Source organism: Streptomyces sp. MNU89 (genome assembly GCF_020982505.1).
Lineage (GTDB): Bacteria > Actinomycetota > Actinomycetes > Streptomycetales > Streptomycetaceae > Streptomyces > Streptomyces xinghaiensis.
The window spans coordinates 304,084-317,786 of record NZ_JAJKLL010000001.1 but is presented as its reverse complement, the minus strand read 5'-3'; the positions used below and the strand labels follow the sequence as shown (position 1 = coordinate 317,786).

General features: G+C 66.0%; 7 protein-coding genes and 3 rRNA genes. 8 read left to right on the top strand and 2 right to left on the bottom strand.

The features are described 5' to 3' along the window. Nucleotides 1-25: 25 nt before the first annotated feature. Nucleotides 26-937 carry a hypothetical protein gene (locus tag E4N63_RS01510; protein ID WP_125626603.1) on the top strand — a complete coding sequence of 304 codons (912 nt, stop codon included), beginning with the start codon at nt 26-28 and terminating at the stop codon, nt 935-937. An 84-nt stretch (nt 938-1,021) separates the two neighbouring features. Here E4N63_RS01510 and ptsP read toward each other — a convergent pair whose 3' ends face one another. After that, nucleotides 1,022-2,692, bottom strand: a complete 1,671-nt coding sequence (ptsP, locus tag E4N63_RS01505) for a phosphoenolpyruvate--protein phosphotransferase (protein ID WP_125626602.1) — start codon at nt 2,690-2,692, stop codon at nt 1,022-1,024. Between the two features lie 84 nt (nt 2,693-2,776). Beyond that, nucleotides 2,777-3,226 (bottom strand): PTS glucose transporter subunit IIA, encoded by a 450-nt coding sequence (locus tag E4N63_RS01500; protein ID WP_230239691.1) that lies wholly within the window; start codon nt 3,224-3,226, stop codon nt 2,777-2,779. Nucleotides 3,227-3,787: 561 nt separating this feature from the next. Between E4N63_RS01500 and E4N63_RS01495 the strand changes: the two genes are divergently transcribed. The 7 genes from E4N63_RS01495 (at nt 3,788) to E4N63_RS01465 (ending at nt 13,701) form a co-directional block, all read left to right on the top strand. Continuing rightward, nucleotides 3,788-5,313 (top strand): 16S ribosomal RNA (locus tag E4N63_RS01495). 319 nt (nt 5,314-5,632) lie between these two features. Continuing rightward, nucleotides 5,633-8,756: ribosomal RNA gene (locus tag E4N63_RS01490) — 23S ribosomal RNA — on the top strand. Between the two features lie 75 nt (nt 8,757-8,831). Beyond that, nucleotides 8,832-8,948: ribosomal RNA gene (gene rrf / locus E4N63_RS01485) — 5S ribosomal RNA — on the top strand. The 16S, 23S and 5S rRNA genes sit together here, the layout of an rRNA operon. A 155-nt stretch (nt 8,949-9,103) precedes the next feature. Further along, nucleotides 9,104-9,712: a CDP-alcohol phosphatidyltransferase family protein gene (locus E4N63_RS01480; RefSeq protein ID WP_019708252.1), complete on the top strand. Its 609-nt coding sequence runs from the start codon at nt 9,104-9,106 to the stop codon at nt 9,710-9,712. A 128-nt stretch (nt 9,713-9,840) separates the two neighbouring features. Beyond that, nucleotides 9,841-12,336, top strand: coding sequence for a mannose-1-phosphate guanyltransferase (locus tag E4N63_RS01475; RefSeq protein WP_230239690.1), 2,496 nt, complete (start codon nt 9,841-9,843; stop codon nt 12,334-12,336). Nucleotides 12,337-12,454: 118 nt separating this feature from the next. Next, nucleotides 12,455-13,372, top strand: coding sequence for a DUF881 domain-containing protein (locus E4N63_RS01470; protein WP_125626161.1), 918 nt, complete (start codon nt 12,455-12,457; stop codon nt 13,370-13,372). Then, nucleotides 13,369-13,701, top strand: coding sequence for a small basic family protein (locus E4N63_RS01465; protein WP_125626162.1), 333 nt, complete (start codon nt 13,369-13,371; stop codon nt 13,699-13,701). Before E4N63_RS01470 ends, E4N63_RS01465 begins: the two co-directional genes overlap by 4 nt. Nucleotides 13,702-13,703 lie beyond the last annotated feature (2 nt).

Sequence of the window (13,703 nt, the reverse complement as noted above, 5' to 3'; positions counted from 1 at the left end):
ACGTAACCGAGGGGGAGACCCGGCCATGTCCCGATCCGACCGCAAGACCACCACCGTCCGGCACCCGCTGCTCCGCGAAGCCGCCGCCACCCTCGCCCTGCTGGCCGACGAGGAGGACTTCGCCGCCATGCGGAACTACCCGCCCTTCACCGCGCTCGACGGCCACCGGGCCTACCTCCGCCAGACCGAGGACGCGCTCCGCGCCCTCGCCGCCCGGGACGGCCACACCACCGTCGCCCTCCTCGACCCGGGCCGCTTCCACGCCTACTGCGCCGAGCACGGCATCGACCCGGCCAAGCCCGCCAGCCGCGCCCGCTACACCGCCGAACTCGCCGCGGCCGGCGCCACCGTCCCCTACGACGGACAGCCGGTCGGCCTGCTGGTACCCCAACTCGTCGACGCCGCCGAGCGCCGCGCCGGCCTGGAGGTCGCCACCATGATCCTGGCCGCGGCGGGCGACTGCCCCGGCTGCGGCGAGGACATCGGCCGCACGGCCTGCAGCCGCGCCTCCCACGCCCTCCTGCGGCTGGTCGACGCGGCCGGCCCGGGCGTCCACCACCTCGTCTGCAGCGTGCCGGCAGGCCCCGCGCCCCTCACCGCGGCCCTGCACGCCGAGGGCGGGGAGCGCGGCGGGCTCCGCAGCCCGGAGGCGGAGACGATGCTCTTCTGCTCGGTGCTCGCCGCGGGCATCGCCACCGGCGCCCCGGGCGGAGTCGTGCTGCGCACCAGCGTCCCCGACGGCCGTGACCGGGTCCGCGGCTGGGCCCTGCGGGACGCCTGGCTCCGCCCCCTGACGGCCGCGGAGGTCTTCTCCGCCTACTGCACCGACCCCGGGACCGGTGAACCGGTGGCCCCCGAACCGGGCGTCGACCACCTTCCCGGCCTCGACCTCCCGGAACCGGACGGCTGCTGCGGGCCACCGGCGGACGGCGGCTGACCGGAAACGGCCGGTGGCCGCTCCGCCGCAGCGGAACGGCCACCGGCCGGCAACAACACTCCGTACGGGCACCGGCCCCGCCGGTCACTCCCCGGACAGCACCGCCTGCGCGGCCCGCCGGGCCTCCTCGGCGGTGTCGGCCGCGCGGGCGGCCGCCGCCGCCCGCTCGCACTGGGCCAGGGTGTGCTGGGCCAGTGTCGCCCGCACATACGGCAGCGAGGCGGCGCCCATGGACAGACTCGTGACACCCAGACCCGTCAGCACACAGGCGAGCAGTGGATCCGAGGCGGCCTCCCCGCACACCCCGCAGCTCTTGCCCTCCGCCTTGGCCGCTTCCGCCGAGATCGCCACCAGGTCGAGCAGCGCCGGCTGCCAGGGGTCCTGCAGCCGGGACACGGCACCGACCTGCCGGTCCGCCGCGAAGGTGTACTGCGCGAGGTCATTGGTCCCCAGGGAGAGGAACTCCACCTCCTGCAGGATGGACCGGGCCCGCAGCGCGGCCGACGGAATCTCCACCATGGCCCCGAACTTCGCCCGCAGCCCGGCCTCCCGACAGGCATCGGCGAACGCCCTGGCGTCGGTGCGGTCCGCCACCATCGGGGCCATGACCTCCAGATAGACCGGCAGCCCCTCGGCGGCCCGGGCCAGGGCCGTGAGCTGGGTCCGCAACACCTCGGGATGGTCCAGCAGGGTCCGCAGGCCCCGCACACCGAGCGCGGGATTCGGCTCGTCGGCCGGAGTCAGGAAGGCGAGCGGCTTGTCGGCCCCCGCGTCCAGCACCCGGACGACCACCCGCCCCTCAGGGAACGCCTCCAGCACCGTCCGGTAGGCCTCGACCTGCTTCTCCTCCGACGGCGCGTTCTCACCGTCGTCCAGGAACAGGAACTCGGTGCGGAACAGCCCCACGCCCTCGGCGCCGGCCTCGACCGCCGCCGGCACATCGGCCGGCCCGCCGACGTTGGCGAGCAGCGGCACCTTGTGCCCGTCCGAGGTCGCCCCCGGCCCGGTGACCGCGGTCAGCGCGGCCCGCCGCGCGGCCGCCGCCGCCTCGATCTCCGCCCGCTTCTCCCCGCTCGGCGACACGAACACCTCACCGGTGCTGCCGTCGACGGCGATGACCGTCCCCTCGGCCAGGTCGCACGCCCCCGGCAGCGCCACGACGGCCGGGACCCCGAGGGCCCGCGCCAGAATCGCGCTGTGGCTGGTCGGCCCGCCCTCCTCGGTGACGAAGCCCAGCACCAGCGTCGGGTCGAGCAGCGCGGTGTCGGCCGGCGCCAGATCCCGCGCGATCAGGACATACGGCTCGTCGCTGTCCGGAACCCCCGGCATCGGCACCCCGAGCAGCCGCGCCACGATCCGGTTCCGCACATCGTCCAGATCGGCCACCCGCCCGGCCAGATACTCCCCGGCCCCCGCGAGCAGCGACCGGTACGCCGCAAGGGCGTCGTACACGGCACGCTCAGCGGTGCTGCCCACCGCGATCCGGCGGTCGACATCGGCCATCAGCTCCGGGTCCTGGGCCATCATCGCCTGGGCCTCGAGCACCGCCTGCGCCTCGCCCCCGGCCAACTGCCCACGGGCCGTCAGGTCCGCGGAGACGGCCTCCACGGCCCGCCGCGCCCGGGCCTGCTCACGCGGCGCCTCCTGTTCGGGAATCTGCTTGGCGGGCGGCTCCAGCACCGCCGTCCCCATGTGCCGTACCTCGCCGATCGCCACTCCGTGGCTCACGCCGACGCCTCGCAGTGTTGTCTTCATCGCACCCGTCTCCGATCGATGCGGCCGGGCCCTGCCGCCCGCCGCGAGGGAAGTCGTGTCCGCCGTCCCGCGACGGCGCCGTGCTCAAGTCCAGGAGAAGAGAAGGGCGCCCGCGGCGACGTCACCGGACTCGGAGATGTCGGAGAGCGACTCCGCGGTGGCCTCCAGCGCCACGACCGGGCAGACCGGGGACTTGCCGGCCGCCTCGACCTGCACGGGGTCCCACCGCACGACCGGGTCACCCCGGCGCACCGTGTCGCCCTTGTTGACCAGGAGTTCAAAACCCTCGCCGTTGAACTGCACCGTGTCGATGCCCAGATGTGTCAGCACACCGTGGCCCTCCTCGTCGACGACGACGAAGGCGTGCGGGTGCAGGGAGACGATGATGCCGTCCACGGGTGCGACGGCGACGGACGGCTCACGCACGGGGTCAACGGCGGTGCCCGGGCCCACCATCGCACCGGAGAACACCGGATCGGGCACCGCCGCGAGTCCGATGGAACGGCCGGCGACCGGGGACGTCACGGTGGTCATGGGAAGCCTCTCGAGCGGAGATTGATCAAACGGCGCCCGCCTGGCCGCGCCAGGGGCGGCGTGCTGGCAGAAGCCTAAGTCATGGACCCCAAACGGGCCGATGCCGAATCGATTTGCTTCGCCGCGGCGGTGCGCTGTACTGTCGAACCCCTGCCCACGAGGGAGCACCGGCGGATTGGCCGTGCGGAGTGGGCAGCACCTTCCAACTCTTTGACATGGCTAGCGACTTCCGTTCTCCGCATGTCCTCGGACAGTGGTCGGAGAGAGTCGGAACCACTGATAGAGTTGGAAACACCGAAGGGAAGCGCCCGGAGGGCCCGGTAGACGGGGCCGAAGGAAGCGTCCGTTCCTTGAGAACTCAACAGCGTGCCAAAAGTCAACGCCAGATATGTTGATACCCCGTCCGGGCGGCAACTCTTTGTTTGCTGCCGGGATGAGGTTCCTTTGAAAAAGCCCTCCCGTGCCACCGTTTCGGTGGCGGTCGGGAGGCAATCTTACAGCGAGGACGCTGTGCGCGGTACCGGATTATTCCTCCGGTCCGCGCCGCTCTTGCGTGAAGCATTCACGGAGAGTTTGATCCTGGCTCAGGACGAACGCTGGCGGCGTGCTTAACACATGCAAGTCGAACGATGAACCTCTTCGGAGGGGATTAGTGGCGAACGGGTGAGTAACACGTGGGCAATCTGCCCTGCACTCTGGGACAAGCCCTGGAAACGGGGTCTAATACCGGATACGACCATCTCGGGCATCCGATGGTGGTGGAAAGCTCCGGCGGTGCAGGATGAGCCCGCGGCCTATCAGCTTGTTGGTGGGGTGATGGCCTACCAAGGCGACGACGGGTAGCCGGCCTGAGAGGGCGACCGGCCACACTGGGACTGAGACACGGCCCAGACTCCTACGGGAGGCAGCAGTGGGGAATATTGCACAATGGGCGGAAGCCTGATGCAGCGACGCCGCGTGAGGGATGACGGCCTTCGGGTTGTAAACCTCTTTCAGCAGGGAAGAAGCGCAAGTGACGGTACCTGCAGAAGAAGCACCGGCTAACTACGTGCCAGCAGCCGCGGTAATACGTAGGGTGCGAGCGTTGTCCGGAATTATTGGGCGTAAAGAGCTCGTAGGCGGCTTGTCACGTCGGATGTGAAAGCCCGGGGCTTAACCCCGGGTCTGCATTCGATACGGGCAGGCTAGAGTTCGGTAGGGGAGATCGGAATTCCTGGTGTAGCGGTGAAATGCGCAGATATCAGGAGGAACACCGGTGGCGAAGGCGGATCTCTGGGCCGATACTGACGCTGAGGAGCGAAAGCGTGGGGAGCGAACAGGATTAGATACCCTGGTAGTCCACGCCGTAAACGTTGGGAACTAGGTGTGGGCGACATTCCACGTCGTCCGTGCCGCAGCTAACGCATTAAGTTCCCCGCCTGGGGAGTACGGCCGCAAGGCTAAAACTCAAAGGAATTGACGGGGGCCCGCACAAGCGGCGGAGCATGTGGCTTAATTCGACGCAACGCGAAGAACCTTACCAAGGCTTGACATACACCGGAAAGCCGTAGAGATACGGCCCCCCTTGTGGTCGGTGTACAGGTGGTGCATGGCTGTCGTCAGCTCGTGTCGTGAGATGTTGGGTTAAGTCCCGCAACGAGCGCAACCCTTGTTCTGTGTTGCCAGCATGCCTTTCGGGGTGATGGGGACTCACAGGAGACTGCCGGGGTCAACTCGGAGGAAGGTGGGGACGACGTCAAGTCATCATGCCCCTTATGTCTTGGGCTGCACACGTGCTACAATGGCCGGTACAATGAGCTGCGATACCGCGAGGTGGAGCGAATCTCAAAAAGCCGGTCTCAGTTCGGATTGGGGTCTGCAACTCGACCCCATGAAGTCGGAGTCGCTAGTAATCGCAGATCAGCATTGCTGCGGTGAATACGTTCCCGGGCCTTGTACACACCGCCCGTCACGTCACGAAAGTCGGTAACACCCGAAGCCGGTGGCCCAACCCGTAAGGGAGGGAATCGTCGAAGGTGGGACTGGCGATTGGGACGAAGTCGTAACAAGGTAGCCGTACCGGAAGGTGCGGCTGGATCACCTCCTTTCTAAGGAGCATCTAGGCCGCCGAGCTTGACTGCTCGGTGGTCCAGGGCCATTGCGCCGGCGAGTGTCCGGCGGTGGTTGCTCATGGGTGGAACGTTGACTATTCGGCACGGCCGGTTGGCCGGTCACCAGTACTGCTCTTCGGGGCGTGGAACGTGATCGGGTAACGGGTCGGGCCGGGCGCGCTGTTGGGTGTCTGAGGGTACGGGCTGTGAAGCTTGTGTCCTTTGGTGCCGGTCCCGGTGTACTCATTCCGTGTGGGGTGGGGTGGCGGGTGGCTGGTCGTTGTTTGAGAACTGCACAGTGGACGCGAGCATCTGTGGCCAAGTTTTTAAGGGCGCACGGTGGATGCCTTGGTACCAGGAACCGATGAAGGACGTGGGAGGCCGCGATAGGCCCCGGGGAGCTGTCAACCGAGCTTTGATCCGGGGGTGTCCGAATGGGGAAACCCGGCAGTCGTCATGGGCTGTCACCCATACCTGAACACATAGGGTATGTGGAGGGAACGCGGGGAAGTGAAACATCTCAGTACCCGCAGGAAGAGAAAACAACCGTGATTCCGGGAGTAGTGGCGAGCGAAACCGGATGAGGCCAAACCGTAGGCGTGTGATACCCGGCAGGGGTTGCGCTTACGGGGTTGTGGGAGTTCTCTTGATCGGTCTGCCGGCCGGTCGGCGAGTCAGAAACCGTATGGGTAGGCGAAGGGCATGCGAAAGGCCCGGCGTAGAGGGTAAGACCCCCGTAGCTGAAATCTGTACGGCTCGTTTGAGAACCACCCAAGTAGCACGGGGCCCGAGAAATCCCGTGTGAATCTGGCGGGACCACCCGCTAAGCCTAAATATTCCCTGGTGACCGATAGCGGATAGTACCGTGAGGGAATGGTGAAAAGTACCGCGGGAGCGGAGTGAAATAGTACCTGAAACCGTGTGCCTACAAGCCGTGGGAGCGTCGCGCATCGGACTTGTCCGGTGCGTCGTGACTGCGTGCCTTTTGAAGAATGAGCCTGCGAGTTTGCGGTGTGTTGCGAGGTTAACCCGTGTGGGGAAGCCGTAGCGAAAGCGAGTCCGAATAGGGCGATTCAGTAGCGCGCTCAAGACCCGAAGCGGAGTGATCTAGCCATGGGCAGGTTGAAGCGCGGGTAAGACCGTGTGGAGGACCGAACCCACCAGGGTTGAAAACCTGGGGGATGACCTGTGGTTAGGGGTGAAAGGCCAATCAAACTCCGTGATAGCTGGTTCTCCCCGAAATGCATTTAGGTGCAGCGTCGTGTGTTTCTTGCCGGAGGTAGAGCACTGGATAGGCGATGGGCCCTACCGGGTTACTGACCTTAGCCAAACTCCGAATGCCGGTAAGTGAGAGCGCGGCAGTGAGACTGTGGGGGATAAGCTCCATGGTCGAGAGGGAAACAGCCCAGAGCATCGACTAAGGCCCCTAAGCGTACGCTAAGTGGGAAAGGATGTGGAGTCGCAGAGACAACCAGGAGGTTGGCTTAGAAGCAGCCATCCTTGAAAGAGTGCGTAATAGCTCACTGGTCAAGTGATTCCGCGCCGACAATGTAGCGGGGCTCAAGCGTACCGCCGAAGTCGTGTCATTGGCACATATACCTAACGGGGTGCTGATGGGTAGGGGAGCGTCGTGTGCCGGGTGAAGCCGCGCCGGAAGGCAGTGGTGGACGGTTCACGAGTGAGAATGCAGGCATGAGTAGCGATACACACGTGGGAAACGTGTGCGCCGATTGACTAAGGGTTCCTGGGTCAAGCTGATCTGCCCAGGGTAAGTCGGGACCTAAGGCGAGGCCGACAGGCGTAGTCGATGGACAACCGGTTGATATTCCGGTACCCGCTTTGAAGCGCCAGCGCTGAACCTTCTGATGCTAAGTCCGTGAAGCCGCCGGCTGAGTCTTCGGACGAGGTCGGAGTGGTGGAGCCGACGATCCAAGGGGGTAGTAGGTGAGTGATGGGGTGACGCAGGAAGGTAGTCCAGCCCGGGCGGTGGTTGTCCCGGGGTAAGGGTGTAGCCCGGAGGGTAGGTAAATCCGTCCTCCGTGTAAGGGTGAGACCTGATGCCGAGCCGATTGTGGTGAAGTGGATGATCCTATGCTGTCGAGAAAAGCCTCTAGCGAGTTTCATGGCGGCCCGTACCCTAAACCGACTCAGGTGGTCAGGTAGAGAATACCGAGGCGTTCGGGTGAACTATGGTTAAGGAACTCGGCAAAATGCCCCCGTAACTTCGGGAGAAGGGGGGCCATTGCTGGTGATCGCCCTTGCGGTGTGAGCTGGTGGTGGCCGCAGAGACCAGCGAGAAGCGACTGTTTACTAAAAAACACAGGTCCGTGCGAAGCCGTAAGGCGATGTATACGGACTGACGCCTGCCCGGTGCTGGAACGTTAAGGGGACCGGTTAGTGCGCTTTCGGGTGTGCGAAGCTGAGAACTTAAGCGCCAGTAAACGGCGGTGGTAACTATAACCATCCTAAGGTAGCGAAATTCCTTGTCGGGTAAGTTCCGACCTGCACGAATGGCGTAACGACTTCTCGACTGTCTCAACCATAGGCCCGGTGAAATTGCACTACGAGTAAAGATGCTCGTTTCGCGCAGCAGGACGGAAAGACCCCGGGACCTTTACTACAGCTTGATATTGGTGTTCGGTTCGGCTTGTGTAGGATAGGTGGGAGACTGTGAAGCCCGGACGCTAGTTCGGGTGGAGTCGTCGTTGAAATACCACTCTGGTCGTGCTGGATGTCTAACCTGGGTCCGTGATCCGGATCAGGGACAGTGTCTGGTGGGTAGTTTAACTGGGGCGGTTGCCTCCTAAAGGGTAACGGAGGCGCCCAAAGGTTCCCTCAGCCTGGTTGGTAATCAGGTGTTGAGTGTAAGTGCACAAGGGAGCTTGACTGTGAGACCGACGGGTCGAGCAGGGACGAAAGTCGGGACTAGTGATCCGGCGGTGGCTTGTGGAAGCGCCGTCGCTCAACGGATAAAAGGTACCCCGGGGATAACAGGCTGATCTTCCCCAAGAGTCCATATCGACGGGATGGTTTGGCACCTCGATGTCGGCTCGTCGCATCCTGGGGCTGGAGTCGGTCCCAAGGGTTGGGCTGTTCGCCCATTAAAGCGGTACGCGAGCTGGGTTTAGAACGTCGTGAGACAGTTCGGTCCCTATCCGCTGTGCGCGTAGGAGTCTTGAGAAGGGCTGTCCCTAGTACGAGAGGACCGGGACGGACGAACCTCTGGTGTGCCAGTTGTCCTGCCAAGGGCATGGCTGGTTGGCTACGTTCGGGAGGGATAACCGCTGAAAGCATCTAAGCGGGAAGCCTGCTTCGAGATGAGGACTCCCACCCCCTTGAGGGGTTAAGGCTCCCAGTAGACGACTGGGTTGATAGGCCAGATATGGAAGCACCGCAAGGTGTGGAGTTGACTGGTACTAATAGGCCGAGGGCTTGTCCTCAGATGCTCGCGTCCACTGTGTTGGTTCTGAAATAACGAACTGTGTTGCCGTCCGGTTCGTACAGTTTCATAGTGTTTCGGTGGTTATAGCGTGAGGGAAACGCCCGGTTACATTCCGAACCCGGAAGCTAAGCCTTTCAGCGCCGATGGTACTGCAGGGGGGACCCTGTGGGAGAGTAGGACGCCGCCGAACTCCTTGTGAAGCCGGGTTTCCCGGGCCTTGACCGGCCCGGGAAACCCGGCTTTTTTGCGTGTCCGGATCGCCCGCCGACCCTCTGCGCTCGCCGGCCCCCGCACACCGGTAAGGTCGGGGAGCATCGTCGAAAACGTCCTTCCGGGAGGCCACGGGTGGAGGTCCAGGAGACAAGGGTCCAGACAGACCGTGTCCTCACCATCCCGAACATTCTCAGCATGGCCCGCCTGCTGGGCGTGCCCCTCTTCCTGTGGCTGATTCTGCTGCCGGAGTTCGGGGGGCCCAAGGCCGACGGATGGGCCCTGCTCGTCCTTGCCCTGAGCGGCGTCAGCGACTACCTGGACGGCAAGCTCGCCCGCCGCTGGAACCAGATCAGCAGCCTGGGACGGATCCTCGACCCGGCGGCCGACCGTCTGTACATCCTCACGACCATCGTCGGTCTGACGTGGCGCGACATCATTCCCCTCTGGCTGACCGCGGCGCTCCTCGCCCGGGATCTCATCCTGCTGGTGATGGTGGGCATCCTCCGCCGGCACGGCTATCCGCCGCCCCAGGTCAACTTTCTCGGCAAGGCGGCGACGTTCAACCTCATGTACGCCTTCCCGTTGCTGCTGCTGAGTGACGGAAGCGGATGGCTTCCGCAGCTCGCTGCTATTTTCGGATGGGCGTTCGCGGGATGGGGTACAACTCTCTACTGGTGGGCAGGAACTCTCTATGTGGTTCAGGTCCGCCGACTCGTGAAGGCGGATACCTCGACCGACTGAGCCTGCCCCGACGCCGTGGCCCTGGCCGAACGCAGGGTTTCCGCGTGCCAGTGCGGTGGGTCCACCCCGACGGACCGGCCGAGCTCGGTCGGTGTGACCGTCGTCTCTTCAAGGAGGACGCTTCCGACATGAAGGCCGTCGTGATGGCCGGCGGTGAAGGCACACGCCTTCGCCCCATGACCTCAAGCATGCCCAAGCCACTGCTGCCGGTGGCGAACCGGCCAATCATGGAGCATGTTCTGAGGCTGCTCAAGCGGCACGGGCTGAGCGAGACCGTGGTGACGGTGCAGTTTCTCGCCTCCCTCGTCAAAAACTACTTCGGTGACGGGGAAGAGCTCGGAATGGAGCTCACCTACGCCAACGAGGAAAAACCCCTCGGTACTGCCGGCAGCGTCAAGAACGCTGAGGAAGCCCTCAAGGACGACTCCTTCCTCGTCATCTCCGGTGACGCGCTCACCGATTTCGACCTCACCGAGCTCGTCAACTTCCACAAGGAGAAGGGCGCACTGGTCACCGTCTGCCTGACCAGAGTGCCCAATCCCCTCGAATTCGGCATCACCATTGTCGACGAGGAGGGGAAGGTCGAGCGGTTCCTGGAGAAGCCGACGTGGGGGCAGGTGTTCTCGGACACCGTCAACACCGGCATTTACGTCATGGAGCCCGAGGTCTTCGACTATGTCGAGGCCGATGTCTCGGTCGACTGGTCCGGCGATGTCTTCCCGCAGCTGATGAAGGAAGGCAAGCCGATTTACGGCTACATCGCCGAGGGCTACTGGGAGGACGTCGGAACTCACGAGAGCTACGTCAAGGCGCAGGCCGACGTGCTCGAGGGCAAGGTCGATGTGGACATCGACGGTTTCGAGATCTCTCCCGGTGTCTGGGTGGCCGAGGGCGCCGAGGTGAGTCCGGAAGCGGTGCTGCGCGGCCCGCTCTACATCGGTGACTACGCCAAGGTGGAATCCGGGGTCGAAATCCGGGAGCACACCGTCGTCGGATCGAATGTCGTGGTGAAGAGCGGCGCATTCCTGCACAAGGCCGTCGTCCACGACAACGTGTACATCGGCCAGCAGAGCAATCTGCGCGGCTGCGTCATCGGCAAGAACACCGACATCATGCGCGCCGCCCGGATCGAGGACGGAGCCGTGATCGGCGACGAGTGCCTCGTCGGCGAGGAATCGATTGTGCAGGGCAACGTCCGGGTCTACCCGTTCAAGACCATCGAGGCGGGCGCCTTCGTCAACACCTCGGTGATCTGGGAGTCCCGCGGCCAGGCGCAGCTTTTCGGGGCCCGCGGGGTGAGCGGCATCCTCAACGTCGAGATCACCCCCGAGCTGGTGGTGCGGCTCGCCGGGGCCTATGCGACCACCCTCAAGAAGGGGTCGACGGTCACCACGGCGCGCGACCACTCCCGGGGCGCCCGGGCGCTCAAGAGGGCGGTGATCTCCGCTCTCCAGACCAGCGCCATCGACGTGCGGGACCTGGAGAACGTGCCGCTGCCGGTGGCCCGTCAGCAGACCGCGCGCGGCAGTGCCGGCGGCATCATGATCCGAACGACCCCCGGGGTGCCCGACTCCGTCGACATCATGTTCTTCGACGAACGCGGGGCGGATCTCTCCCAGGCGGGGCAGCGTAAACTCGACCGGGTCTTCGCCCGCCAGGAGTACCGCCGGGCCTTCCCCGGGGAGATCGGCGATCTCCGCTTCCCGGCCAGCGTGTTCGACGCGTACACCGGTTCGCTGCTGCGTGCCGTCGACACCACGGGCGTCGCCGAGGCAGGACTCAAGATCGTGGTCGACGCTTCCAACGGCAGCGCCGGACTGGTCCTCCCCAGCCTCCTCGGGCGGCTCGGGGTCGACGCTCTCACGATCAACCCGGGCCTCGACGAGTCGCGTCCCACCGAGACGGCGGACGCCCGCCGCTCCGGCCTGGTGCGGCTCGGCGAGATCGTCGCCTCCGCCCGCGCCGCGTTCGGGGTGCGCTTCGACCCCGTCGGCGAGCGGCTGTCCCTGGTCGACGAGCGCGGGCGGATCGTGGAGGACGACCGCGCCCTGCTGGTCATGCTGGATCTGGTGGCGGCCGAGCGGCGCAGCGGCCGGGTCGCGCTCCCCGTGACCACCACCAGGATCGCGGAGCAGGTCGCCGCCTACCACGGCACGCAGGTGGAGTGGACGACGACGTCACCGGACGACCTGACCCGGGTCAGCCGTGCGGAGTCCACGGTCTTCGGCGGTGACGGCAGGGGCGGTTTCATCGTCCCCGAGTTCAGCAGCGTCTTCGACGGTACGGCCGCCTTCGTCCGCCTGATCGCCCTGGTCGCCCGGACTCAGCTGACGTTGAGCCAGATCGACGCGCGGATCCCGCGGGCCCATGTGCGGCGCCGGGACATCGCCACGCCGTGGGCGGTCAAGGGCCTCGTCATGCGCAGCGTGGTGGAAGCCGCCGGTGACCGGCACGTCGACACCACCGACGGTGTGCGGGTCGTGGAGGCCGACGGCCGCTGGATCATGGTCCTGCCGGACCCGGCGGAGGCGGTCACCCATCTGTGGGCCGAGGGCCCGGACGACGCCTCCGCGCAGCAGCTGCTCGACGAGTGGGCCGCGGTGGTGGACGGCGCCGGCCGCTGAGCCGTCGCCCTGCAGGGATGCCGTGAGTGGCCCGCCGCATGCCGGCGGGCCACTCACGATCGGCCGAACCGGTGGGCCCATTCGGCGGTGGCGGCCCTCACATGCGACGATGTGCGTCATGTCGCAGCAGTCCCCCGATCGGAGCACTCCCGCGCGCCGGTCGCGTCCCGACGCGTCCATGTCGCTGCTGACAAACGTGACGGAGCACAGCCTGGACGAGGGTTACGCGGAGGCCGCTGCCCGCCGTGCGGCCGAGGGCTCGGCCGGCCTGCCGAAGACCCTGCGGTCGAAGCTGGGGCTCGCGGCGGGCCTGGTGCTCGCGGCGATCGTCGTGACCGTCGGCGCCGCGCAGGCCAGGGTGGAGGCCCCGGTCCGTGCCAAGGAGCGCGAGGAGCTGATCAGCCGGATCGAGGACGGGACGGAACGGTCCGACACGCTGGAGCGGAACGTCGAGCGGCTGCGCCGGGAGGTCGGAGCCGCTCAGCGCGAGGCGCTGGAGAAGCACGGAGGAAGCCAGGAGGAGCTGACCGCGCTGCTGGCGGGGGCGACCCCGGTGCACGGCCCGGGCCTGCGACTGGTGGTGGACGACGCCGAGAGCACGGCGGCGGGCGGCGACGGACCGCGGGAGAGCAGCAGCTTCGCCGACAGCGGACGGGTCCGTGACCGTGACATGCAGCATGTCGTCAACGGGCTGTGGGGCGCGGGGGCCGAGGCGGTCGCGATCAACGGCCAGCGGCTCACCGCCGTCTCGGCGATCAGAAGGGCCGGCGAGGCGATACTCGTCGACAACAGGCCGCTGGCGCCGCCGTACACGGTGCTCGCGGTGGGGAACGGGCAGCGGCTGCGCAAGGCTTTCCAGAACAGTGCCGGCGGTCAGTATCTGAAGGTGCTGCAGGAGAACTACGGGGTCCGTGCGAGCATCTCGGCGCACGAACGGGTCGACCTGCCGGCCGCGCCGAGTCTGATCATTCGAACCGCGAAACCGCTGGGCGCCGGCGGCAAGAGCGCCGCCGACACAGGGAAGGGCATATCGTGATCGCCGTACTGGGCCTCGTCGTGGGCGTCGTGGTCGGACTGCTGATCCGGCCGGAGGTTCCGGCGGTGGTGGAGCCGTATCTGCCCATCGCCGTGGTGGCCGCGCTGGACGCGGTGTTCGGCGGTCTGCGGGCGATGCTGGACGGCATCTTCGACGACAAGGTCTTCGTGGTGTCGTTCCTGTCGAACGTGGTGGTGGCCGCTTTGATCGTCTTCCTCGGTGACAAGCTGGGTGTCGGGGCGCAGTTGTCCACCGGTGTCGTGGTGGTGCTCGGCATCCGGATCTTCTCCAACGCCGCCGCCATCCGCCGGCACATCTTCCGGGCGTGAGG

Excerpts from the sequence above, each read along its gene's own strand:
- E4N63_RS01510 (WP_125626603.1), top strand. The coding sequence starts at position 26 with ATGTCCCGATCCGACCGCAAGACCACCACCGTCCGGCACCCGCTGCTC.
- ptsP (WP_125626602.1), bottom strand. The coding sequence starts at position 2,692 with ATGAAGACAACACTGCGAGGCGTCGGCGTGAGCCACGGAGTGGCGATC.
- E4N63_RS01500 (WP_230239691.1), bottom strand. The coding sequence starts at position 3,226 with ATGACCACCGTGACGTCCCCGGTCGCCGGCCGTTCCATCGGACTCGCG.
- E4N63_RS01475 (WP_230239690.1), top strand. The coding sequence starts at position 9,841 with ATGAAGGCCGTCGTGATGGCCGGCGGTGAAGGCACACGCCTTCGCCCC.
- E4N63_RS01470 (WP_125626161.1), top strand. The coding sequence starts at position 12,455 with ATGTCGCAGCAGTCCCCCGATCGGAGCACTCCCGCGCGCCGGTCGCGT.